This is a genomic window from Pseudomonas fitomaticsae (assembly GCF_021018765.1).
Classification (GTDB): domain Bacteria; phylum Pseudomonadota; class Gammaproteobacteria; order Pseudomonadales; family Pseudomonadaceae; genus Aquipseudomonas; species Aquipseudomonas fitomaticsae.
In genome coordinates this window covers 781,599-804,968 of record NZ_CP075567.1, presented here as the reverse complement: position 1 = coordinate 804,968, position 23,370 = coordinate 781,599, and the positions used below count along the sequence as shown (strand labels likewise).

Below are 23,370 nucleotides of genomic sequence, written 5' to 3'. Positions count from 1 at the left end.
GACAGTCATGAAAGAGCGTTTGTTTATCATCAGCCAATACCTGCTGCCCCATCACCTGCTGTCGCGCCTGGCCGGCTGCGTCGCCGAGTGCCGCGTGCGCTGGTTCAAGAATGCCTTCACCACCTGGTTCGCCAAGCGTTACCAAGTGGACATGTCCCAGGCACTGGTTGAAGACGTCACCGCTTACGAGCACTTCAACGCCTTCTTCACCCGCGCCCTGAAAGACGGTGCACGTCCACTGGACCAGACCCCGGGCGCGATCCTCAGCCCGGCCGACGGTGCGATCAGCCAGCTCGGCCCGATCGAGCACGGTCGCATCTTCCAGGCCAAGGGCCACAGCTTCAGCGTGCTGGAACTGCTGGGCGGCGACGCGGCCAATGCGGCTCCATTCATGGGCGGTGAGTTCGCGACTGTGTACCTGTCGCCGAAGGACTACCACCGCGTGCACATGCCGCTGGCCGGCACCCTGCGCGAAATGGTCTACATCCCGGGCCGGATCTTCTCGGTCAACCAGACCACCGCGGAAAACGTTCCGGAACTGTTCGCCCGCAACGAGCGCGTGGCGTGCATCTTCGACACCGAGCGCGGACCGATGGCCGTGGTGCTGGTGGGCGCGATGATCGTGGCATCGATCGAAACCGTGTGGGCCGGTCTGGTCACGCCACCGAAGCGCGAGCTGAAAACCTTCCGTTACGACGAAGCCGCCCGTGCGCCGATTCATCTGGAAAAAGGTGCAGAACTGGGGCGCTTCAAGCTGGGTTCGACCGCGATCGTGCTGTTCGGGCCGGACCAGGTGAAATGGGTTGAAGAATTGAAAGCCGGCTCGCCGGTACAGATGGGTCAGGCTCTGGCACAGTCGAACGCCTGAACCTGTTGATCCGCCCTTTCGCACGTCTGCGAAGGGGCGGACACGACCTGGGTGGCGCCGTTACTCTATCTGCCCACGGAAGCCGATCGGCCCTTCGTTGGCGTAGGTATTGGTGCCACTGAGGTTTTTCCCTCCGTCACTGGATGTGACACTCAACGCGATAACGTTCTGGTTATCCCGCCCGCCGATCACCCACTTGCCACCTGGATGCCACGGGGCATCGTTGCCACCCCACTGGTTCTCGACGTTGTACTGGTTCTGGCCAGTGCGCTGAGCCTTGAAGCCAATAGGGCCTTCGCCGGCGTAGGTCATGGTGCCGGTGAAGCTTTTGCCACCGTCGCCGGACTTGATCTCGATCGCGACGACATTCTGGTTGTCCCGCGCGCCCAACACCCAGGTTCCACCCGGATGCCAAGGTGCCGAACTACCGCCCCATTGATTTGCCACTGCGTATTTAGACATGAACCTCATCTCCTTGAAGTTTCGGGAGACCTGCCCCGACGTTGACGGCAGGCCGTGCAACCGTGCGTTTCCGATCGCACGTCTGAGAGCCTAGTAGCGCCTGCGGGAATGGCACCAGGCCAGCAGACCAACGGTAAAAAAGCCAGACAATCGCATGCGAAACAGAGCACAACTGCTAGAGTTTTTGGCATTGCCCTATTCGCCGCCGGAGCTTGTCACGGCATGAGTGAGCCACGATCCCAACCGAAACTGAGCGTCCCGACGCCCACGCAGTTGCGCATGTCCTTCTGTGAGGCCACCCCGCGCGACCTCAAGCGCTGGATCGCCGGCCTGCCCAAGGCCAACATCGGCGAAACCGCACGCCTGTTGTATCAAGGCCTCGGCGAACTCAATCAACTGCTGACCCCCAGCGACAATCGCCTGCATCTGTTGGAGCTGCTGCGGCCCGAGGTTTACTTCGTCTGCCAGCATCTGGAACGGCATTTTCTGCATCAGGCGATCATGCTCGATGAGCGTTCGCGCAAGATCAGCAACCTGTGCCAGGCCCTGCAAAGTCAGCTGGCCATCGGTTACAAACAGATCATTGTGCGGATCGCGCCCAAGTACTCCCGGGATCGCGCAGCCCTGGTGAGCGAAGCGCTGCAACGGGCGGCCCATGCACTGAAAGGGCAACTGGTTCGCGCCACGCAGCTGTACAGCACCGCGCCGGAACAGCTGTGGTTCGAACTGCATCAATTGTTTCGCTGTGCCTGCGAGTTGCAACTGCAACATCGGCGAGTGCGCGACGACCTTGCCAGCCTGACCGGCGAGTTGAGCGTCGAACAGACCTACCTCGCCGTCCTGCTGCTGGGCAGCGCCCGCTGCAATCAGCTGCGCCAGAACCAGATCGCGCGCCTGGCGCAAGTGGTGGAACCCTGGAGTGCGTGGCTGAAGCTGCATCCCGCCAATCCGCGCGAAGGGTTGTTCGCGGTCTCGGCAGACATCGACGCCGGCCCGCGTTACCGCTCCCAGTTTCGCAGCGAGCAACAGGCCGGTCTGCTCGGTTTCGATCCGCAACCGCTGGTGAATGCCATCGAGTCCCACCTGCTGCATCAGGATGCGAACACGCCGCTGCCCGTGCCGTCGGGTCTGACCCTCGATACCCTGCAACACCTGCACGCCAGCTGGGGTGAAGCCGCCGAGCGCAGCTTCCAGCGCACCGTCGGTCAGGGCAACCTGACTGTGTGCGTCGGCATGAGCGCCCTGCACTTCTACCTCGGCGGCGAACGCACCTTCAGCGAACTGCTCAAACACCCCGGCGCCCGTGCGGCGAATTTCAGCCGCGCGGTGGTTCAGGGTGAAAAGGACAGTTGGAGCCAGGCGTTCGATGCCGCACCGCAAAACACTTCCGATCAATTGTTGCCCTACGAGGAAATCCGCTACGAACCGCTGATCGACGATGAAGGCGACGCCGACAGCCCGCCCCATTACCCGACCTATGCCTTGCCGGTAATCAACCACAGCCCCGGCGGGTATTGCCTGGCCTGGCCGAAGGAAGTCCCTGCCGAATTGCAGGCCGGGGAAATGGTCGGGATTCAGGACAGCCTCAATCAGGGCTGGAGCATTGCTGTGGTGCGCTGGATCCGCCAGGTGCGCGGCGCCGGTACGCAAATGGGCATCGAACTGGTGGCGCCCCATGCCCGGCCGTGCGGGTTGCAACTGGTGCGTTCGCGGGATGATCACAGCCAGTATCTACGCGGTTTGCTGTTGCCGGAGATCAGTGCGATCGACTTGCCGGCGACGTTACTGGCGCCACGGCTGCCGTTTCAGGAAGGCAATAAAGTGCTGATCAACACCCAGGGCGAGGAGCACCGCGCCGGGCTGGATCGGCGGGTGGCCAGCACTCACAGTTTCAATCAGTTTGCCTATCGCTCGCTGGAGGCCGCCAGGAATGGCGGGAGCGAGGAGGATTTCGACTCGTTGTGGAAATCCCTTTGAGCCAGGACCGCAGCCAACGACTGCGATCCTGTGCCTGGGTCAGAGCTGCCCGTCGCGATCCCGGAAGCCCAGCAGGTACAGCACGCCGTCCAGACCGAGGGTCGAGATCGCCTGCTTCGCCGACTGCTTGACCAGCGGCTTGGCGCGGAACGCCACACCCAGACCGGCAATCGCCAGCATCGGCAGGTCATTGGCACCGTCGCCCACGGCGATGGTCTGTTCCAGACGCAAACCTTCTTTTTCAGCCAGCTGTTTCAGCAGATCGGCCTTGCGCTGGGCATCGACGATCGGCTCGATCGCCACGCCGGTGCACTTGCCGTCGACCACTTCCAGTTCGTTGGCGAACACGTAGTCGATGCCGAGTCTGGCCTGCAACTGCTTGGCGAAGTAGGTGAAGCCGCCCGACAGGATCGCGGTCTTGTAACCCAGGCGCTTGAGTTCGGCGAACAGGGTTTCGGCACCCTCGGTCAGGCGCAGCGAGGCGCCGATCGAGTCGAGCACGCTGACATCCAGGCCCTTGAGCAGCGCCAGACGCTCCTTGAAGCTGGCGCGGAAGTCCAGTTCACCGGCCATTGCCCGCTCGGTGATTTGCGAAACCTGATCGCCAACGCCGGCGGCCTTGGCCAGTTCATCGATGACTTCGGCCTCGATCAGGGTCGAGTCCATGTCGAATACCGCCAGACGGCGGTTGCGACGGAACAGCGAATCTTCCTGGAAGGCGATGTCGACATTCAGTTCCTGAGCCACGCTGAGGAACTCGGCGCGCAGGGCCTGCGGATCGGCCGCTTCGCCACGCACAGAGAACTCGATGCAGCCCTTGCCCTTGTCGGCCGGGGTGTCCAGCGGCATGCGACCCGACAGACGGTCGATATGGTCGATGTTCAGGCCGTATTTGGCGGTGATCGAGCTCACGGCCTGCAACTGGCCGGCGGTGACCTTGCGGGTCAGCAGGGTAACGATGTGGCGCTTCTTGCCCTGATTGCCCACCCATTGCTGGTAATCCTCTTCGGACACCGGGGTGAAGCGCACCTGCTGGTCGAGTTCATAGCCCTTGAACAGGATGTCCTTGAGCACCGACTTGCCTTGCTCGGAGTCGGGGATTTCCACGAGGATGCCGAACGACAGCATGTCGTGGATCACCGCCTGACCGATGTCGAGGATATTCACACCACCCTGGGCCAGAACACCGGTAATGGCCGCCGTCAGACCCGGACGGTCGACTCCCGTGATGTTAATCAGGACGATTTCGCGCAACGCGCACCCCCGCAACTGGAAAAAAACCGCATTCTACCCACTTTCAGTGACCATCGGGCACCGCCAGCGCTTTGCCGGTCTAGGGCCTGTCGCTATACTGCGCGTCAACTTCACGGACAAAAGAGCCGAGCTCAGTGAACCGGCCCACGCCAGTTAAAACCGATAACTTCTTTCTGCTGATCTTCCGTGCACTGCGCCACCGCCGTGTACCGATTGCATTGCGCATTGCCAGCCATAACGTGATCCTGGTCGCTCTGGCCCTGGTGATCTATGCCTGCGTGATGGGCCTGCAGTTCAAGCAGGCCATGCACGAGCAGGCCGATGCGCTGGGCGAAAGCCTGACCACGCAGACCGCCACCTCCGCCACCGAGCTGCTGGTGTCCAACGACATCCTCAGCCTCAACGTGCTGCTCAACAACCTGACCAAGAACAAGCTGGTGGCCCACGCCGCCATCTACAGCGTGGACAACCGCATCCTCGCCGAGTCTGGTCAGCGGCCCAAGCACGGCCTGCTGGGCGAAGCCGAGGGCATGTACGAGAGCAAGATCACCTTCCAGGACGTGACCGCCGGGCAACTGCGCATCAGCCTGGACATGGATCAGTTCCAGCAGCCGATGACCATCAGCCTGCAAAGCATGGGCATTTTGAGTGCGATCCTGCTGGCACTGTCCCTGGCCCTGAGCCTGCGTCTGGGCCGGCACATCTCCACGCCGCTGCTGCAATTGCGCGTGTGGCTGCGCCGGATCGACGAATACACGCCGGGGATCGAGCGTCAGGACGAGATCGGCGATCTTGCCCGCCAGTTGCACGCCAACTATGCCCCGGAGCCGGCCGAACCGGAGCCTGAGCCGGAACCCGAATTCGAGGACGACGAGCCGGAATTCGAAGTGCGCAACCTGCGTGATCCGAGTTTCGACGAAAGCCGCCCGATGGCTGCGCAGAAGCCTGCGCCACGCCATGTGGTCAGCACCGTTGAAGACGACGATGACGAAGACCCGTTCGCCGACCTGCGTGACGAGTCGCTGGACGAAGCAGCACAACCGGCAGTGCGCCGACCGACCCCAAGCGTGCCGCAACACACGGCGGTGCTGGCGGTGCAACTGGGCTCGCAGGAGCAATTGCGTCGTTTGCCTCGCGCACGTCTGGAAGAGTTGCAGGATCGCTATCGCGACTGTCTGGAGCAGGCCGCCTCGCTATATCAGGGCGAAATCGAAACCCTGAACGACGGCAGCACGCTGATGCTGTTCCACACCGAGGACAGCGGCGACGATTACCTGACCAACGCCATCTGCTGCGGCGAGCTGCTGCGGGCGCTGGGCCACCAGTTGCAGATCGAAGTCGCCGACAGCGGCATCACCCTGCAATTGCAGCTGGGCCTGACCCTCGGCGACGAGCTGTTCGGCCTGAGCCAGATCGACCTGTTGCTGACCGACTCCGCCCAGGACGCCCTGGCCCTGTCGCAGCACAGCCGCAACCTACTGCTGGTGGAGCGCAAGATTGGTGACGACGCGCTGATTCGCCAGCGTGCACGGATCCGCCCGATTGCCAGCCCTGAGGGGGCTTGCTGTGTAGAGCGGTTGATGGAGCCTTATCCGTCGATGCTTGAACGGCAGCTGGCGCGGATGCATGAGCGCCGGGCTTAAGCCTTAGTCCAGTTACAACGAAGCCCGCAGACGAGCGATTGTCTGCGGGCTTTTTTGTGCGTGGTGGTTTCGTGATTGCGCCAGGCTTTGGAGCCCCCTCACCCTAGCCCTCTCCCAAAGGGAGAGGGAACCGATCCGGGAATATTGAAGAGCTGCAGCGACTTGAACGCCCAGCTTTGAATCCATAATCGCCAAGATCTTTCAGGTCGATGTATGACGCCAGACACCTCGGTCAGTCCCCTCTCCCTCCGGGAGAGGGTTAGGGGGGGCTCTTGATCTTTCACTGAACCCCAGACACAACAAAGCCCGCACAAGGCGGGCTCTGTCCTGACTCGTTCCAGCCTTAGAAGCGGAACACTTCCATATCCGTACGAATCGGCGAAGCCATCGGAATCTTCGGCTGCTTCTCGGCTTCCGCCGCCGGCGCTGCCGGTTTTGGTGCCGGTTTGCGCGGCGCTTCGGCAACTGGTGGCTGATTGGCCAACGGCTTGAGCGCTACCGACAACTGCTCGGCCAGACGCTGCAACAACACGCCCTGCGCCTGCACCTGCGCGGCAGTGGTGCCAGCGTGCTGTTCCTGCAGATGGACGATGCGGTTATCGCGCACCTGGCCACGGCGGTCGATCAGGCGCCATTGCGCATCGAGGATCGCCGGTTGCTTGGCACCGGAATCCAGACGCGTGATGGTCAACAGCACCTGCACATCCGGGGTGAACCCGGTGGTGGCCGGTGCCAGCACTACACGTTGACTGTCCAGATGACCGGCAACCTGACGCAGCAGCAATTGATCGATATCCGACGAAAGGCTGCCGGCCCAGCGACCATCGACCGCAGCCTGCAGGCTGCCGTCCGGTTGACGCTGCAACAGGGTTTCCCGTTGCAGGTAATCGGCTACGATCACAGGGCCCAGCAAAACTGCCATGCCCGCGCTTTGCGCAGGCTGGGCCGGACTTCCGCTGTCCAGCTGATACAGCGACACCGGCTGGTGAACGCTGCAACCCGCCAGGCCAAGAACGCCGGCGAGCAGGAAAATAAGGGGGCGCAGAGAAGTCATCATCCCGTCCAGGTGGCCGCCACAAGGCTGACCACAGTGAAAATACTCAATAAATATGAAGAACGCTCGGCCACGCCGGCGCTTGGAAAGGCCATATCATCCGTGAATATGCGTTCCGACTCCAGCGCCAAAGCGCCGATCTACGGGTTAAATCGTAGATCGGAGCGTCTGGGACGCCTAATTGAGGTTTTCGACGAGCAGCGCATCCACCCGCTGAAAGCCCCTTGGCAACTTGTTGCCACGGCGACCACGTTCACCTTTGTAGTGTTCGAGGTCGTCGGCTTTCAGCGACAGGGTGCGTTTTCCGGCCTGCAGCACCAAGGTGGCGCCTTCCGGAAGAACGGCGATGTCCGTGACATATTCTTCGCGACTGGCCACGCGCTCACCGGAAATACCGATGATCTTGTTGCCTTTGCCCTTCCCTAATTGTGGCAGATCACTGATCTTGAAGATCAGCAGGCGACCCTCGGTCGTTACCGAGGCCAGCCAGTTGTGCTCGCGGTCGGCCACCGGACGCGGCGCGATCACCCTGGCGTTGTTCGGCAGGCTCAACAGGGCCTTGCCGGCCTTGTTCTTGGCTTGCAGGTCTTCGCCTTTCACCACAAAACCGTAGCCGGCGTCTGAGGCGATCACGTACAGCGAATCCTCCTCAGGCATCAGCACACATTCGAACGTTGCGCCCGGCGGTGGCGTCAGACGGCCGGTCAACGGTTCGCCCTGGCCCCGTGCCGATGGCAGGGTGTGGGTAGCCAGCGAGTAACTGCGGCCCGTGGAGTCGATGACCACGGCCGACTGGTTCGAACGCCCCGCCGCCGATGTCTTGAAGCCGTCCCCCGCCTTGTACGACAGGCCGGTGGCGTCGATCTCGTGGCCCTTGGCCGAACGGATCCAGCCTTTTTCCGACAGCACGACGGTGACTTTCTCGTTCGGCAGCAGATCGTGTTCGGTCAGCGCCTTGGCTTCAGCGCGCTCGACGATTGGCGACCGACGGTCGTCGCCGTAGGTTTCAGCATCTTTCAGCAGCTCGCTGCGAACCAGCTTCTTCAGCTTGGCTTCGCTGCTCAGCAGGGCTTGCAGCTTGGCTTGCTCCTTGAGCAGTTCGTCCTGCTCGTCGCGCAGCTTCATCTCTTCCAGTCGCGCCAACTGACGCAGACGGGTGTCGAGGATGTAGTCGGCCTGGATTTCGCTGAGGGCAAAACGCTCGATCAGCTTGGCCTTCGGGTGTTCCTCGGTGCGAATGATGTGGATCACTTCATCCAGGTTGAGGTAGGCAATCAGCAAACCGTCCAACAGGTGCAGACGACGCTCGACCTTGTCGAGACGGAATTGCAGGCGGCGACGCACGGTCAGCACGCGGAATTCCAGCCACTCCACCAGTAACGCACGGAGGTTTTTCAGCTGCGGCTTGCCGTCCAGACCGATGATGTTGACGTTGACCCGATAGGTCGACTCCAGCTCGGTGCTGGCGAACAGGTGCTGCATCAGCGCTTCGTGATCGACACGGCTGTTGACCGGGATGATCACGATGCGGCACGGGTTTTCGTGGTCGGATTCGTCGCGAAGATCGGCGATCTGCGGCGCTTTCGACGGTTTGGCCTGCATCAGGGCGGCGATCTGTTCCAGCACCTTGGCGCCGGAGACCTGGTGCGGCAGCGCGGTGACGATGATGTCGCCGTCCTCGACGTGGTACACGGCGCGCATGCGCACCGAGCCCTTGCCGGTGTCGTACATTTTCAGCAGGTCGGCACGCGGCGTGATGATTTCCGCTTCGGTCGGGTAGTCCGGGCCCTGAATGTGCTCACAGAGCTGTTCGACCGTGGCTTTTGGCTCATCGAGCAGGCGTACGCACGCCGTGGCGACTTCGCGCAGGTTGTGCGGCGGCACGTCGGTGGCCATGCCCACGGCGATACCGGTGGTGCCGTTGAGCAGGATGTTCGGCAAACGTGCCGGCAACACCAGCGGTTCCTGCAGGGTACCGTCGAAGTTCGGTCCCCAGTCTGCGGTGCCCTGGCCCAGCTCGCTGAGCAGCACTTCGGAATAACGCGACAGCCGCGCTTCGGTGTAACGCATGGCGGCGAAGGACTTCGGATCGTCCGGCGCACCCCAGTTGCCCTGGCCGTCCACCAGCGTGTAGCGATAGCTGAACGGCTGGGCCATCAGCACCATCGCTTCGTAGCACGCCGAGTCGCCGTGCGGGTGGAACTTGCCGAGCACGTCGCCGACGGTACGCGCCGACTTCTTGTGCTTGGAATCGGCGTCCAGCCCCAGCTCGCTCATGGCGTAGACGATACGCCGCTGTACCGGTTTCAGACCGTCGCCGATATGCGGCAGGGCACGGTCCATGATCACGTACATGGAGTAGTTGAGGTAGGCATTTTCGGTGAAGTCAGCCAGCGACCGGCGTTCTACGCCATCTAAGCTGTCTGCAAGGTTATCGCTCATGCGGGCCTCATCGGTTCGTTGTCTGGCGCAGCAGCATGGTGCCGCCGCGCTGAATAAATTCAAGTTTGTTCAGGGCGCTCATACCGAGCAACACCTGATCGCCATGCAGCCCGGGCGCCACCAGTGCGCGGACGTCCCGCAACACGATGTCGCCCAGTTGCAGGCGGTCGATACGGGTGCGATAGCCCTGGCTCAGGCCATTGGCCGTGCTCAGGGTCACACCGAAACCTTCTTCCAGCCTGAGGTTTTTCGCCACCTCGGCCGGGATTGCCACGTCGGTCGCGCCGGTGTCGAGCATGAACTCCACCGGCTGACCGTTGATCTGGCCACTGGCGACAAAATGCCCTTGGGCATTACTTGCCAGTTTCACTTCAATAAAACCGTCGCCCTGTTCCGAGCTGACCACCACATTCGGGTTCTGCTGGCGCTCTTCCCACTGGCCGAAAAACCGCGTGGCCAGAAACAGCGCCGCGCACCACGCCAGAATCATCAGCACCCGACCGGCGCGTTTGCCCGGAGGTTGCTGGCTCATGGCTTGGCGCTCCAGCCACCCTCAGGCGCTGCGAAACGCCAGATGATCGGGCGAACCTCGCCATCGGCGCGAGGGCCGAAATTGTTGTCGACGCCGATCCAGGCACCCTGTGCATCAACCACAAGCGCCTCTTCCAGCCCAAAGTTCTGCTCGTAACGACGATTGGCCTGCAACAGCTCGGCCGCATACGACCAGCAAAGCTCGACCTTGGCCGTCTGCGCATCGCGTCGACAGATCTGGTACGCGTTGCGCTCAAGGGTAAACAGCTTGCCGTTAAACAGGGAGATATCGGAAAAGTCCCGATTGACCGGACGGGCTTTCGGGAACTGCGGCGGTTGCATTTCCATGCCGCCTTCACTGAGCAGCACGCAACGACCGTCACAATCCCACACTGTCTGCTGGCGCTTGATCAGCAACAAGCCACGGCTTTGCCGCTCGGCGGCCAGCCACATCTGATCCCCCGCCGGGTTGATCGCCAGGCCTTCGAATATCGCGTTGAATTGCAGCAACATCCCGCTGGCCCGCGCTTCGCGCACCATCATCGGCGAGATTTTCAACCACGACGACGGCCCCTGCGGCGGCACTTGCAACACGGCCGCGTGGGCTTCGCTGACGATGTAGCGGTTGCCGGCGCTGTCGCAGCTGATGCCTTCGAAATCCAGATCGCCGCCACGAATGAATGAGGCCGCCCAGGTGCGCGAACTGATGCCCCACGGCAAACCGCTGTCCGGCACTTTCGGCGGATCGATGCGCACGGCCGTGGCCTGCCAGACCCGGTCGCGAATATCGAGACGGTAGATCTGATCATCGTCACGGTCCGAAACGGTCCACAGGTCATTGCCGCACAAGGCCAGCCCCGACAGGTTGCCGCCGCGCATGCCTTCGACCGGGTGTTCGGCGAGCACGCGCAGCTCTTGCGCAGGCTCTGCCGACACCGTCATCGAACCCAGCAGCAACGCACCCGCCAAGGCCCAGCCAAACCGCATCAGGCCAGAACCTCGGCGAGGTTGCCCTTGGATTCGAGCCAGGTCTTGCGGTCGCCGGCGCGTTTCTTCGCCAGCAGCATGTCCATCATTTCCGAGGTCTCGGCGAAGTCGTCCCCGAGGGTCAACTGCACCAGACGGCGGGTGTTCGGGTCCATGGTGGTTTCACGCAGTTGCGGCGGGTTCATTTCACCCAGACCTTTGAATCGGGTGACCTGCGGCTTGCCGCGTTTCTTCTCGGCCACCAGACGGTCAAGGATCCCGTCGCGCTCGGCGTCGTCCAGGGCGTAGAAAATCTCTTTGCCCAGGTCGATACGGTACAGCGGCGGCATCGCCACGTAGACGTGACCGGCATCCACCAGCGGGCGGAAATGCTGGACGAACAGGGCGCAGAGCAAGGTAGCGATGTGCAGACCGTCGGAGTCGGCGTCGGCGAGGATGCAGATCTTGCCGTAGCGCAGCTGGCTCATGTCCTCGGCGCCCGGATCGACACCGATGGCCACCGCGATGTTGTGCACTTCCTGGCTGGCCAGCACTTCGCTGCCGTCGACTTCCCAGGTATTGAGGATCTTGCCGCGCAACGGCAGGATCGCCTGGAATTCCTTGTCCCGCGCCTGCTTGGCCGAACCGCCGGCGGAATCACCTTCCACCAGAAACAACTCGGAGCGCATCGGGTCCTGCCCGGCGCAATCAGCCAGTTTGCCCGGCAATGCCGGCCCCTGGGTGATGCGCTTGCGCTCGACTTTCTTGCTGGCCTTCAGTCGACGGCCAGCGTTGCTGATTGCCAGTTCGGCCAGCGCCAGACCGGTTTCCGGGTTGGCGTTGAGCCACAGGCTGAACGCATCCTTGACCACGCCGGAAACGAAGGCCGCCGCTTCACGGGACGACAGGCGCTCTTTGGTCTGGCCGGAGAATTGCGGTTCCTGCATCTTCATCGACAGGACGAAAGCGATGCGCTCCCAGACGTCTTCCGGTGCCAGCTTCACGCCACGCGGCAGCAGGCTGCGGAATTCGCAGAACTCGCGCATTGCGTCGAGCAGGCCCTGACGCAGACCGTTGACGTGGGTGCCGCCCTGCTCCGTCGGGATCAGGTTGACGTAGCTTTCAGTGACCGAGGTGCCGCCTTCGGGCAGCCACAACAGCGCCCACTCGACCGCTTCCTTGGTGCCGGCCAGATTGCCGCAGAACGGCGCGTCCGGCAGGCGCTCGAATTCGCTGACCGCGTCCACCAGGTAGGAGCGCAGGCCATCTTCGTAATGCCACTCGACCTTTTCGCCAGTGCCTTTGTCTTCGAAGCTGATCAGCAGCCCCGGGCACAGAACGGCCTTGGCCTTGAGCACGTGCTTGAGGCGGCTGATGGAGAATTTTGGCGAATCGAAGTATTTCGGGTCCGGCGCGAAGTACACGCTGGTCCCGGTATTGCGCTTGCCGACGGTGCCGATCACTTGCAGATCGGTGGCCTTGAAGCCGTCGGCGAAGGTCATTTCGTATTCGTTGCCGTCACGCTTGACCCGCACCCGCACCTGGGTCGACAAGGCGTTGACCACGGAAATACCCACCCCGTGCAGACCGCCGGAGAACTGGTAGTTCTTGTTGGAAAACTTGCCGCCCGCATGGAGCTTGGTGAGGATCAGTTCGACGCCCGAAACGCCCTCTTCCGGGTGGATGTCGACCGGCATGCCACGGCCGTCGTCGCAGACTTCCAGCGAGTGATCGGCGTGGAGAATGACCTGGATCGATTTGGCGTGGCCGGCCAGGGCTTCGTCGACGCTGTTGTCGATGACTTCCTGGGCAAGGTGGTTCGGCCGACTGGTGTCGGTGTACATGCCGGGGCGTTTGCGCACCGGGTCGAGGCCCGAGAGGACTTCGATGGCGTCGGCGTTATAGGAGCTAGCGCTGGGAGTGGCCATAGGGTCTCGTCGTCAGTGATTCAATGAAAATGGGGCAAGACTTCACAGTGTGGTGAAATCGATTGCCTGATAGGTATCGGCGCCAATCCCGGCAAAGCTGAGCAATGCCGGCAATTGTGTAACAAATCCCTGGAAACTGTGGTCGCCGCCGGCCTGAATGCGCAAGGCACAGGCCCGGTAATACTGCTGGGCAAGGCGATAATCCAGCGTTTCATCCCCGGTCTGCAACCATACCTGATAACGCTGCGGATCCTGCGGCGCCGGCACTTCCAGCTCGGCCAGGGCCGTCACATGGTCGTGGGTCAGCTCCCAGGTTTCGTCGGTGTACAGGTTTTTCTGGGTGCCCAGGTATCCGTCGAACATCCGGTGCGGACTGACGGCCGGGTTGACCAGCAGGGCTTTCAGGCCATGGCGCTCGGCCAGGTGAGTCGCATAGTAGCCGCCGAGCGAGCTTCCCACCAGCAATGGCCGGCCGAGTTCGGCGATTGCCTGTTCCAGCTGACCGATGGCTTCGCGCGGGTGGTGATGCAGCGCCGGAACACGCAGTTGATCGCTCAAACCCAGCCGCTCCATCACCTCGACCAGCTGACAGGCCTTTTTCGAGGCCGGCGCACTGTTGAAACCATGGATATAGAGAATCGAACCGGACATTTGAGCTCCCTGGGCGTCGGCTGAAGAAAGCGGAGTTTACAGGGAGTCGAGGGGAGTTGGGCCAGCACCCGAGGAAATCAGCGCTGCGCCCTTTGATCAGTAACCGTCGGAGCCGTAATCAACGGTGAACCGGAAATCGGTGACACGCTCCACACCGGTCTCGATCCGCCCGTCCGGCAATAACCGCAACCAGCGATACCCCGGCGCCTGCTCGCCAACCTTGAAATCTTCGCTGCCCGGCTCGAACTGGATGCAGGTCGACGGCGAGGCGATCAGCCGTACGCCGTTGCGTTCGCGGTCGATCTCCTGATGCACATGGCCCCACAGCACCGCGCGGGCCTGCGGGAAACGGTCGAGCACGTCGAAAAACGCTTCAGGATTGCGCAAGCCGATCGGCTCCATCCAGGCGCAACCGATCGACACCGGATGGTGGTGGAAGCACACCAGATGATGGCGATCCGGCGCTTCGCTCAGGGAGCGGGCGAGCAATTGCAACTGGTCATCCTGCAAATACCCCGGCACCGATCCGGGCACCGCCGAATCGAGCAGGGTCACGCGCCAGTTGCCGACATCCACCACGGACTCCAGCAACGCACTCTGCACAGTCGCCTGAGCCATGATCTGTGGCTCGTCGTGGTTGCCGGGAATCCAGCGGGCCGGCGCATCGATTTGCGCCGTCATCTGCCGAAATTGCTGATAGGACTCCAGCGTGCCGTCCTGGGACAGGTCGCCGCTGGCAACGATCAGGTCGATCCGCGGTTGCTGTTCGAGCACCAGCTCGATGACTTTTTGCAGGCTCTCGCGGGTGTTCATGCCCAGCAGCGTTCCGTCCGCCTCGGCGAACAGATGACTGTCAGAGAGTTGCACCAGCAACGCCGTGTCGGCGGTGGTCAAAGTCGATACGCTCGGCAAGGCGTTCTCCCCCGGGATCGCGGGACTGGAAAGTTGCGGCAATTATGCGGGGGGACAGCGCAAAGAGAAACCGGCGAACCGGACGCAGTTCACAACTTGCGGCGCTTATCGGACCGCTGCGTATTCGTGACCGCAGGCCAGGCAATGACTCAGCCATTCGCCCAGAAACAGATTGAGCTGGGCCTTCTCGTCCGGCTGATGCATGGCCGCATTCGGGTAAGGATAGACGCCGCGAAAACGTCGCGCATGTTCGGCGCTGATCACCTCGGCCATGCGCGCATCGTGATAGACCTGCACTTCCAGTTGCGGCACCGGCAGCCACGGCAGGCTGTGTTCCTGGCGCACCTGCAGGGTCGTGGTGTACGGACAGGCCTGCAGCACTTCCAGGGTCAGCACGCCGAGCATCTGGTCGCCCTGGGTGACGGCGATGCGCCGAGCCTCGGGGTCGCTGCGCATGTCCGGCAACAGTCGCATCAGGCGCGCGTAGTTGGCCTCGCAGGCGGCTTGCAGCCCCACGAGGTCGACGCGGTAGCGATCGCGCAACTTGTTTACGACCATAACCCCCTCACTTCGGCGCGATTGAGCGCCAGCCACTGCAAGGCGATGATGCTCGCCGCATTGGCAATCCGTCCGTCACGTACGGCCTGCAGGGCATCTTCAAAGGCCCAGACCGTGACGCGAATATCTTCAGCTTCTTCCTCCAGCCCATGCAGGCCGCCCACGCCTTCGGTGCTGCAACGCCCCAGATACAAATGCACGAATTCGTTGCTGCCGCCCGGCGACGGAAAGTATTTGGTCATCGGCCACAGGGCCTTGATGTCCAGCCCAGCTTCCTCCTGTGCCTCGCGGTGAGCAACTTCTTCCGGCTGTTCGTCCTTGTCGATCAGACCGGCGACCAGCTCCACCAGCCATGGGTTGTCCGCCTTGCCCAGAGCGCCGACGCGAAACTGCTCGATCAGCACCACTTCATCGCGCTGCGGATCGTAGGGCAGCATGCACACGGCATCGTGGCGCACGAACACTTCACGATTGATTTCGCGGCTCATGCCACCGGCGAACAGTTCGTGACGCAAGTGCAGACGGTCGAGCTTGTAGAAGCCCTGGTAGCACTGCTCGCGTCGCACGATATCGACGGCGGACGGAATGGCTTTGGCAAGATCGGTCATGAGCATCCTCTTTACTGCAAATCCAATACGAGGCTCCTGACTTGCCACCTCGACTTCGCGCCATCCTAACGCGCCCGTGACGTTTGATGCAGCCCCTTTACTGTCAGCGGGATGGACGGTGGAAGCGAAACCCACTCTAATTAGCTTAGTGGCGAACTGACCGCTTCGTTGAGAGTCGAAGCGGTAACTTTTTGCCTTCCCCTGCTTCAGAAAGGACGCCCATGTCGCTTGTCAAAATTGCCTCCGTGGCCGCCATCGCCCTGACCCTGGGTGCCTGCGCCAGCCTGTTCCAGCCCAACTACCGCACGCCGCTGGAAACCACCCGCGACGCCTCGGAAACGCTGAAACCCGGTTGCTCCAACCCGGACTGTCCGCTGGTGAACATCGATACGTTGCGCTTCCCGGCAGAACCGGCGCTGGACGGCATCATCGAAAAACGCCTGCTGCAAATGACCCGCACCGCACCGAACGCCCCGGTGGCGCCGACGCTGGCAGCGTATCGCGAGCAGTTCCTGGCCAACGCCGGCCCGCGCAACAGCAGCTATTTGCAGGCGAAAGTACGCGAGCAGCATGACGGTCTGGTGATCATCGAAACGTCGAGCTACCTGGACACCGGCGGTGCCCACGGTACGCCGGGACGCGGTTTCATCAACTATTCGCGTCAACAGCACAAAGTGCTGACCCTGGCGGACATGCTGCTGCCGGGTCAGGAAGAGGCGTTCTGGAAAGCGGCGCAAGTGGCGCACAACAGCTGGCTGATCAGCACCAAGCTCGATCAGGAACCGGAGTTCGTGAAGAGCTGGCCATTCGTCAAAACCCCGAACGTGGCGCTGACCTACGGCGGCGTGATCCTCAAGTACGACGTGACCACCATCGCGCCTTATGCGCTGGGCCACGTCGAACTGAAGATCCCTTACCCGCGCCTGAACGGCATTCTCAAGCCCGAGCTGTTTCCCGGCCGAAACTGAAAGCCCGGCCGAGCACGAGCTGCAGCAGCCCTGCCAGCACCAGCGCCGGCAGGGTCGCGCCGATATCCGGATACAGATTGGCCAGCAAGTGATAGGTGCTGATGCCACCCAGCCAGGCCAATAGTGCCGGCCAGCGCAACGCGGCCGACGCCACCTGGGCACTGCGCTTGCGCAGAATGAAGTGTTCCACCAGCACCACGCCGAACAGCGGCGCAAACACCGAACCGATCAGCAGCAGGAAGTTCTGGTACTGCGCCAAGGGCGCGAGCAAGGCGATCAGGGTGCAGATCACACCGATGGCCAGCGCCAGATGCTCGACTTTCAGACGCAACAGAATCCCGCTGGAAACCGCTGCCGAGTGAATGTCGGCGAACGCGTTCTCCGACTCGTCCAGCAGAATCAACAACAGCGGAATCCCAAGACCTGCGCCAGCCAATGCCAGCAGCAGCGCGTTGACTTCACCGCTCGGCGCAAAGGCCAGTGTGTAGGCCACGCCGAGGCTCATCAGCCAGAAGTTGCCAATGAAGAAACCGATGGCCGTACCGCCGAACACGTTCTTCGCCCGCTTGCCGAAACGCGAGTAGTCGGCGATCAGTGGCAGCCACGACAGCGGCATCGCAATCGCAATGTCGAAGCCCACGGCCAGCGGCATCGAGCCATCCCCGGCCTGTGCCCACAAGGCGGCGAGATCGGCCTTGGCGAACAGGTTCCAGGTCAGCCAGATGCACGCGGCCAGAATCAGCCAGATGCCCCATTTGCGCAGGATCTTGCGCACGAACGTCAGCGGCCCACTGACTGCGAGCAACGTCGCCAATGCGCCGAAGCAAAGCGTCCACAACATTGGACTGGCCCACAGCGAACCTTCGCTGAACGCACGGGTGCCGAGCAGGCTGGCCGCATCGCGCATGACGATGATTTCGAAAGAACCCCAACCGATCAGTTGCAGCAGGTTAAGCAGCGCCGGCAGGCTCGCGCCTTTGCTGCCGAGGCTGAGTTTCAGCGCGGCCATCGACGACAGACCGGTGTCGCTGCCGATCACGCCAACGGCAGCCAGCAACAGGACCCCGACGAAGGTGCCGAGGAAGATCGCCAGCAGCGATCCCGACAGGCCCAGCCCCGGCGCCAGCAGCGCACCGGTCTGCAACACCATCAGGCCGATGCCGAGGGAAAACCACAGGGAAAACAGATCGCGACCGCCGAACACACGCTGGTTGGCGGGTACGGCGAGGTCGGGGGAATAAGTACCGGGTTGAATGCTCAAGGGTGTTATCTCGGAGGAGTATTTTTTGTCATTGAGATCTTTGGCGCCAGTTCTGACGCCTTCGTCGGATCGCCGCCCGGAGCAAGCCCGCTCCCACATTCAAATCCCGCTGTTCACAAAATTTGTGTTCACAGGAGATCCAGTGTGGGAGCGGGCTTGCCCGCGATGACGGCGGCGCGAGCGCCGCCGGACTCAGGTCAGATCAAACCTTCTTGTACAGCTGACTGCCTTCCTTCTTGAACCGCTCGGCCTGTTCCGCCAGGCCCTGGGCGACGTCCACGTCGACCGCGTCGATCCGCTGGTTGGCCGCGTATTCGCGGACTTCCTGAGTGATCTTCATCGAGCAGAATTTCGGCCCGCACATCGAACAGAAATGCGCGACCTTCGCCGAATCCTTCGGCAGGGTTTCATCGTGATACGAACGGGCAGTGTCCGGATCCAGACCCAGGTTGAACTGGTCTTCCCAACGGAATTCGAACCGCGCCTTGCTCAAGGCATTGTCGCGGATCTGCGCGCCCGGATGTCCCTTGGCCAGGTCCGCCGCGTGAGCGGCGATCTTGTAGGTGATGATCCCGGTCTTCACGTCATCCTTGTTCGGCAGACCCAAGTGTTCCTTCGGCGTCACATAGCAGAGCATCGCGCAACCGAACCAGCCGATCATCGCCGCACCGATGCCGGAAGTGATGTGGTCATAACCCGGTGCAATGTCGGTGGTCAGCGGGCCGAGGGTGTAGAACGGCGCCTCGTCGCAGCACTCCAGCTGCTTGTCCATGTTCTCTTTGATCAACTGCATCGGCACGTGGCCCGGGCCTTCGATCATGCATTGCACGTCGTGCTTCCAGGCGATCTTGGTCAGCTCGCCGAGGGTTTCCAGTTCGCCGAATTGCGCTTCGTCGTTGGCGTCGGCAATCGAGCCCGGACGCAGGCCGTCGCCCAGCGAGAAGCTGACGTCGTAGGCCTTCATGATTTCGCAGATTTCGTCGAAGTGGGTGTAGAGGAAGTTCTCTTTGTGGTGCGCCAGGCACCACTTGGCCATGATCGAACCGCCACGGGAGACGATGCCGGTCACCCGTTTGGCGGTCAGCGGCACGTAGCGCAGCAACACACCGGCGTGGATGGTGAAGTAGTCGACGCCCTGCTCCGCCTGCTCGATCAGCGTGTCGCGGAACAGCTCCCAGGTCAGGTCTTCGGCCACGCCGTTGACCTTTTCCAGCGCCTGATAGATCGGCACGGTGCCGATCGGCACTGGCGAGTTACGGATGATCCACTCGCGGGTTTCGTGGATGTGCTTGCCGGTGGACAAGTCCATCACGGTATCCGAGCCCCAGCGAATGCCCCAGGTCAGTTTCGCCACTTCTTCTTCGATGGACGAACCCAGCGCGCTGTTGCCGATGTTGCCGTTGATCTTCACCAGGAAGTTACGGCCGATGATCATCGGTTCCAGTTCGACGTGGTTGATGTTGGCCGGAATGATCGCGCGGCCACGGGCGATTTCTTCGCGCACGAACTCAGGGGTGATTTCTTTCGGGATGCTCGCGCCAAAACTGTGGCCGGCGTGTTGCTGGTTCAGCAGGCCGGCGGCGCGGGCCTCTTGCAGCTTCATGTTTTCGCGGATGGCGACGTATTCCATCTCGGCAGTGATGATGCCTTTGCGCGCGTAGTGCATCTGGCTGACGTTGGCCCCGGCCTTGGCGCGGCGCGGGTTGTTGACGTGAGCGAAACGCAGCTTGGTCAGCTCCGGATCGGCCAGGCGCTCCTGGCCGAAATTCGAGCTCAGGCCCGGCAGGCGTTCGGTGTCGCCACGGTCGTCGATCCACGCTGAACGCACGTCGCCCAGCCCTTTGCGCACGTCGATCACCACGTTCGGATCGGTGTACGGGCCCGAGGTGTCGTAGACGGTGACCGGCGCGTTGATTTCGCCGCCGAAATCGGTCGGGGTCACATCGAGGGTGATTTCGCGCATCGGCACGCGGATGTCCGGGCGGGAGCCCTGAACGTAGACTTTTTGCGAACGGGTGAACGGTTGAACCGACTGTTCGTCGACCTTGGCCGAGTCACTCAGGTTGATCGCGTTTTTAGATTTTGTAGTCATCACGGGCTCTCCAGACAGCATCCAGGCAGTGGATTGTCGGAGCAGAACCTGAAAGGCACGGACGCACCAGGACTGGTGCTGTGCATCGTCGTCGAGCGTTCGATTGTCGAACAATATCCCGGACGAAGCACAAGAGGACTCGCCGGGTGACGAGAAATCTTGTTCCCTACGCAGGCGCTAACCTGATCAGGTTCAACGGGATCCGAAATTATTCGATCTCAGCCTCATAGCAAGGCACCCCGACAAGAACCCGGCCAGTCTAGACACAACCGGCAAAGAACGCCAACACCGCTGTAAACACCATGATGAATGGCGCAATTGGCAGATTGTTGCCTGCCGCCTGCGCAACTACACTCGCTACGCCATGCTGCGCCTTGACGCTGCATGGGCCGCGCCTTACCTTTGGCGCCCGGATTATTTCCATAATATTCATGCTAGGGATCGCCTCATGCTGCGCAAACTTTCACTGGCTGTCGCCGTGTCTTGTGCGTCCACCGCAACGGTCTGGGCAGCAGAAGCGCCTTTATCGACCAAGACGGATCTGGTCAGCGTCTATCAGGAAGCGGTCGACAACAACGCCGACCTGGCCGCCGCCCGCGCCCAGTACGGCGCGCAGAAAGAAGTCGTGCCCCAGGCCCGCGCCGGGCTGCTGCCGAACCTGTCCGGCGGCGCCCAGGTCGCCAATGTCCGCACCGACATCGATCAGCCGTCGGCTGTTGCCAACCGTAGCGCCCAGTCGTATCAGGCGACCCTGGCGCAGCCGCTGTTCCGCGCCGATCGCTGGTTCCAGTACCAGGCCGCCAAGGACGTCAACGAGCAGGCCGCGCTGCAACTCTCGGCCACCGAACAGAACCTGATCCTGCAGACCGCCGAAAGCTACTTCAACGTGCTGCGCAGCCAGGACAACCTGGCCTCGACCAAGGCCGAGGAAGCCGCGTTCAAGCGCCAGCTCGACCAGTCCAACGAGCGCTTCGATGTGGGCCTGTCGGACAAGACCGACGTGCTGCAATCGCAAGCCAGTTACGACACCGCGCGCGCCAACCGGATCGTCGCCCAGCGTCAGGTGGATGATGCGTTCGAAGCGCTGATCACCCTGACCAACCGCCAGTACAACTCGATCCAGGGCATCGTCCACACGTTGCCGATCCTGCCGCCGGCGCCGAACGACGCCAAGGCCTGGGTCGATACCGCCGCGAAACAGAACCTCAATCTGCTGGCCAGCAACTACGCGGTCAGCTCCGCCGAACAGACCTTGAAACAGCGCAAGGCCGGCCACCTGCCGACCCTCGACGCCGTGGCGAAGTACGAGAAAGGCGACAACGATTCGTTTGGCTTCAGCAACCCGAATGCTTTCGGCACGCCGTATGGCGGCAACGTCGAACAACGCACCCTGGCGTTGCAGGTGAACATCCCGATCTACAGCGGCGGGCTGACCAGTTCCCAAGTGCGCCAGTCTTACGCGCAACTGGATCAGACCGAACAGCAACGTGAAGGCCTGCGCCGGCAGATCGTCGAGAACACCCGCAACCTGCACCGCGCGGTGAACACCGACGTCGAGCAGGTACAGGCACGCCGCCAGTCGATCATCTCCAACCAGAGCGCAGTGGAAGCCACGGAAATCGGTTACCAGGTGGGGACGCGCAACATCGTCGATGTGCTCGATGCCCAGCGTCAGCTCTACACCTCGGTGCGCAACTACAACAACACCCGCTACGACTACATCCTCGACAATCTGCGTTTGAAGCAGGCGGCGGGGACGTTGAACCCGGGCGACTTGCAGGATCTGACGCGTTATCTGAAAGCCGACTACAACCCGGACAAGGATTTCCTGCCGCCGGATCTGGCCAAGGCTGCGGAAGCCCAGCTCAAGGCCCGGCCTTAAACAAAAAACGCAGCCCTGAGGCTGCGTTTTTTTATGGGCGGTCGATCAACCTTCCCAGGCCATCGAGCAAGCGCTGCAACGCGCCCTGATTGCGGCGCATCACGCTCAGCCCGGCTTCTGCCATGCGCTGTGCGTCGCGGGGCAGTTCGAACAGGCGCTGCACTTCAGTCGCCAGACCTTCGGCGTCATCCACCTCGGCCAACGCCCCGGCACTGCGCAGTTGCGCGGCGATGTCGAGGAAGTTGAACAGGTGCGGGCCGCTGATCACCGGTTTCGCCAGCGCTGCCGGCTCAAGCAGATTGTGTCCGCCGTTGGGCACGAGGCTGCCGCCGACAAACGCGCTGTCGGCCAGCGCATAGAGAAACAGCAACTCGCCCATGGTGTCGCCGAGCAGCACCGAAGTCTGCGCATCGACACTCGCGCCGGTCGAACGACGTACCGTGGCGAAACCTTCACGTTGGCAGAGTTCGAACACCGAGTTGAAACGCTCCGGATGGCGCGGTACCAGAATCAGCAACGCATCGGGATGGTTGGCCAGCAAACGACGGTGAGCGTTCAGCACCACCTCGTCTTCGCCTTCATGGGTACTGGCGGCGATCCACACCGGACGCTCCAGCGCCTGCCATTGACCGCGCAATTCATGGGCACGCTTCAGCAGTTGCGGGTCGATTGTCAGGTCGAACTTGATCGAGCCAGTGACTTCGACTGTCTCCGCACGCGCCCCGAGATCGCGGAAGCGCTGGGCTTCGGCTTCGGTTTGCACGGCGAACAGGCTCATCTCGGCGAGCATCGGCGCGGTCAGTTTGCTGAACCGGCCATAGCCTTTGGCCGAACGTTCGGACAGGCGCCCGTTGGCCAGCGCCACCGGGATCCCGCGTTTGGCGCATTGGTGAATGTGGTTGGGCCACAGTTCGGTTTCCATGATCACCGCCAGTTTCGGCTGCACGCGATCCAGAAAACGCGCCGCCGCGCAGGGCAAGTCGTAAGGCAGGTAGCAATGCTGGATGCGCGGTTCGTTGGCGAACAGCGCGTGAATGCGTTCCGAACCGGTCGGCGTCATGCAGGTCACGGTGATCGGAAGCGTCGGATAACGTTGCAGCAGTGCGCGGATCATCGGCGCGGCGGCGATGCTTTCGCCCACCGACACGGCGTGAACCCAGATACCTCCGGGCTGCAGAGTCGGCATGCCGTAGGAGAATCGTTCGCCAATCCGCTTGGCATACGCCGGAGCCTTGCGCGAGCGCAGCCACAGCCGAATCGCCACCAATGGCAGCCCCAGGTAAAACAGCGCGGTGTAGAGAGTTCTATTCATG

The 23,370-nt window shown here is 62.2% G+C and carries 19 protein-coding genes and 1 riboswitch; of the genes, 5 read left to right on the top strand and 14 right to left on the bottom strand.

All coding sequences use genetic code 11. The annotated features are described in order from the left end of the window. The first annotated feature begins 7 nt into the window (after nucleotides 1–7). Nucleotides 8–868 carry an archaetidylserine decarboxylase gene (asd, locus tag KJY40_RS03545; RefSeq protein ID WP_064379081.1) on the top strand — a complete coding sequence of 287 codons (861 nt, stop codon included), beginning with the start codon at nucleotides 8–10 and terminating at the stop codon, nucleotides 866–868. 60 nt (nucleotides 869–928) lie between these two features. On the opposite strand, the gene KJY40_RS03540 is transcribed toward asd, so the two are convergent. Further along, on the bottom strand, nucleotides 929–1,330 hold the full coding sequence (locus KJY40_RS03540; RefSeq protein WP_011332171.1) for a lectin OAA family protein: 402 nt from the start codon (nucleotides 1,328–1,330) through the stop codon (nucleotides 929–931). Nucleotides 1,331–1,552: 222 nt separating this feature from the next. Between KJY40_RS03540 and KJY40_RS03535 the strand changes: the two genes are divergently transcribed. Further along, nucleotides 1,553–3,307, top strand: a complete 1,755-nt coding sequence (locus tag KJY40_RS03535; protein ID WP_230735031.1) for a molecular chaperone — start codon at nucleotides 1,553–1,555, stop codon at nucleotides 3,305–3,307. A gap of 39 nt (nucleotides 3,308–3,346) precedes the next feature. Here KJY40_RS03535 and serB read toward each other — a convergent pair whose 3' ends face one another. Next, the gene (serB, locus tag KJY40_RS03530; RefSeq protein WP_064379078.1) at nucleotides 3,347–4,561 is read right to left on the bottom strand and encodes a phosphoserine phosphatase SerB; all 1,215 of its coding nucleotides are present in this window, start codon (nucleotides 4,559–4,561) and stop codon (nucleotides 3,347–3,349) included. A 134-nt stretch (nucleotides 4,562–4,695) separates the two neighbouring features. Here serB and KJY40_RS03525 point away from each other — a divergent pair, with 134 nt between their 5' ends. Then, a complete protein-coding gene (locus KJY40_RS03525; RefSeq protein WP_085608487.1) occupies nucleotides 4,696–6,204 on the top strand; it encodes an AhpA/YtjB family protein in 1,509 nt (502 codons plus the stop codon). 343 nt (nucleotides 6,205–6,547) lie between these two features. Here KJY40_RS03525 and KJY40_RS03520 read toward each other — a convergent pair whose 3' ends face one another. The 9 genes from KJY40_RS03520 to KJY40_RS03480 all read right to left on the bottom strand — a co-directional run bounded on the left by KJY40_RS03520 (nucleotide 6,548) and on the right by KJY40_RS03480 (nucleotide 15,854). Then, the gene (locus KJY40_RS03520; RefSeq protein ID WP_230735029.1) at nucleotides 6,548–7,258 is read right to left on the bottom strand and encodes a PqiC family protein; all 711 of its coding nucleotides are present in this window, start codon (nucleotides 7,256–7,258) and stop codon (nucleotides 6,548–6,550) included. A gap of 177 nt (nucleotides 7,259–7,435) precedes the next feature. After that, nucleotides 7,436–9,700 carry a DNA topoisomerase IV subunit A gene (gene parC / locus KJY40_RS03515; protein ID WP_230735028.1) on the bottom strand — a complete coding sequence of 755 codons (2,265 nt, stop codon included), beginning with the start codon at nucleotides 9,698–9,700 and terminating at the stop codon, nucleotides 7,436–7,438. Nucleotides 9,701–9,707: 7 nt separating this feature from the next. Beyond that, on the bottom strand, nucleotides 9,708–10,232 hold the full coding sequence (locus tag KJY40_RS03510; RefSeq protein WP_230735026.1) for a retropepsin-like aspartic protease family protein: 525 nt from the start codon (nucleotides 10,230–10,232) through the stop codon (nucleotides 9,708–9,710). Then, nucleotides 10,229–11,218 (bottom strand): esterase-like activity of phytase family protein, encoded by a 990-nt coding sequence (locus tag KJY40_RS03505; RefSeq protein WP_134021607.1) that lies wholly within the window; start codon nucleotides 11,216–11,218, stop codon nucleotides 10,229–10,231. Before KJY40_RS03505 ends, KJY40_RS03510 begins: the two co-directional genes overlap by 4 nt. Further along, a complete protein-coding gene (gene parE, locus KJY40_RS03500; RefSeq protein ID WP_085608483.1) occupies nucleotides 11,218–13,125 on the bottom strand; it encodes a DNA topoisomerase IV subunit B in 1,908 nt (635 codons plus the stop codon). Before parE ends, KJY40_RS03505 begins: the two co-directional genes overlap by 1 nt. A gap of 42 nt (nucleotides 13,126–13,167) precedes the next feature. Continuing rightward, nucleotides 13,168–13,776, bottom strand: a complete 609-nt coding sequence (locus tag KJY40_RS03495) for a YqiA/YcfP family alpha/beta fold hydrolase (protein WP_230735024.1) — start codon at nucleotides 13,774–13,776, stop codon at nucleotides 13,168–13,170. A gap of 96 nt (nucleotides 13,777–13,872) precedes the next feature. Further along, nucleotides 13,873–14,688, bottom strand: coding sequence for a 3',5'-cyclic-AMP phosphodiesterase (gene cpdA, locus KJY40_RS03490; RefSeq protein ID WP_230735022.1), 816 nt, complete (start codon nucleotides 14,686–14,688; stop codon nucleotides 13,873–13,875). 105 nt (nucleotides 14,689–14,793) lie between these two features. After that, nucleotides 14,794–15,246 (bottom strand): DUF1249 domain-containing protein, encoded by a 453-nt coding sequence (locus KJY40_RS03485; RefSeq protein WP_007952222.1) that lies wholly within the window; start codon nucleotides 15,244–15,246, stop codon nucleotides 14,794–14,796. Next, nucleotides 15,237–15,854 (bottom strand): NUDIX domain-containing protein, encoded by a 618-nt coding sequence (locus KJY40_RS03480; RefSeq protein WP_230735020.1) that lies wholly within the window; start codon nucleotides 15,852–15,854, stop codon nucleotides 15,237–15,239. Before KJY40_RS03480 ends, KJY40_RS03485 begins: the two co-directional genes overlap by 10 nt. A gap of 221 nt (nucleotides 15,855–16,075) precedes the next feature. Here KJY40_RS03480 and KJY40_RS03475 point away from each other — a divergent pair, with 221 nt between their 5' ends. Continuing rightward, nucleotides 16,076–16,822, top strand: coding sequence for an RsiV family protein (locus KJY40_RS03475; RefSeq protein WP_230735019.1), 747 nt, complete (start codon nucleotides 16,076–16,078; stop codon nucleotides 16,820–16,822). Here KJY40_RS03475 and cytX read toward each other — a convergent pair. Further along, nucleotides 16,791–18,083 carry a putative hydroxymethylpyrimidine transporter CytX gene (gene cytX / locus KJY40_RS03470; protein WP_230735017.1) on the bottom strand — a complete coding sequence of 431 codons (1,293 nt, stop codon included), beginning with the start codon at nucleotides 18,081–18,083 and terminating at the stop codon, nucleotides 16,791–16,793. The genes KJY40_RS03475 and cytX overlap by 32 nt on opposite strands. A 202-nt stretch (nucleotides 18,084–18,285) precedes the next feature. Further along, nucleotides 18,286–20,175 (bottom strand): phosphomethylpyrimidine synthase ThiC, encoded by a 1,890-nt coding sequence (gene thiC, locus KJY40_RS03465; protein WP_085711132.1) that lies wholly within the window; start codon nucleotides 20,173–20,175, stop codon nucleotides 18,286–18,288. A gap of 146 nt (nucleotides 20,176–20,321) precedes the next feature. Beyond that, a riboswitch (TPP riboswitch) is annotated at nucleotides 20,322–20,427 on the bottom strand. A 196-nt stretch (nucleotides 20,428–20,623) separates the two neighbouring features. Here thiC and KJY40_RS03460 point away from each other — a divergent pair. Continuing rightward, a complete protein-coding gene (locus KJY40_RS03460; RefSeq protein ID WP_085608475.1) occupies nucleotides 20,624–22,057 on the top strand; it encodes a TolC family outer membrane protein in 1,434 nt (477 codons plus the stop codon). Between the two features lie 31 nt (nucleotides 22,058–22,088). On the opposite strand, the gene waaA is transcribed toward KJY40_RS03460, so the two are convergent. Then, complete coding sequence (gene waaA / locus KJY40_RS03455) at nucleotides 22,089–23,369, bottom strand: lipid IV(A) 3-deoxy-D-manno-octulosonic acid transferase (protein WP_230735015.1); 1,281 nt, start codon at nucleotides 23,367–23,369, stop codon at nucleotides 22,089–22,091. Between the last annotated feature and the right edge of the window lies 1 nt (nucleotide 23,370).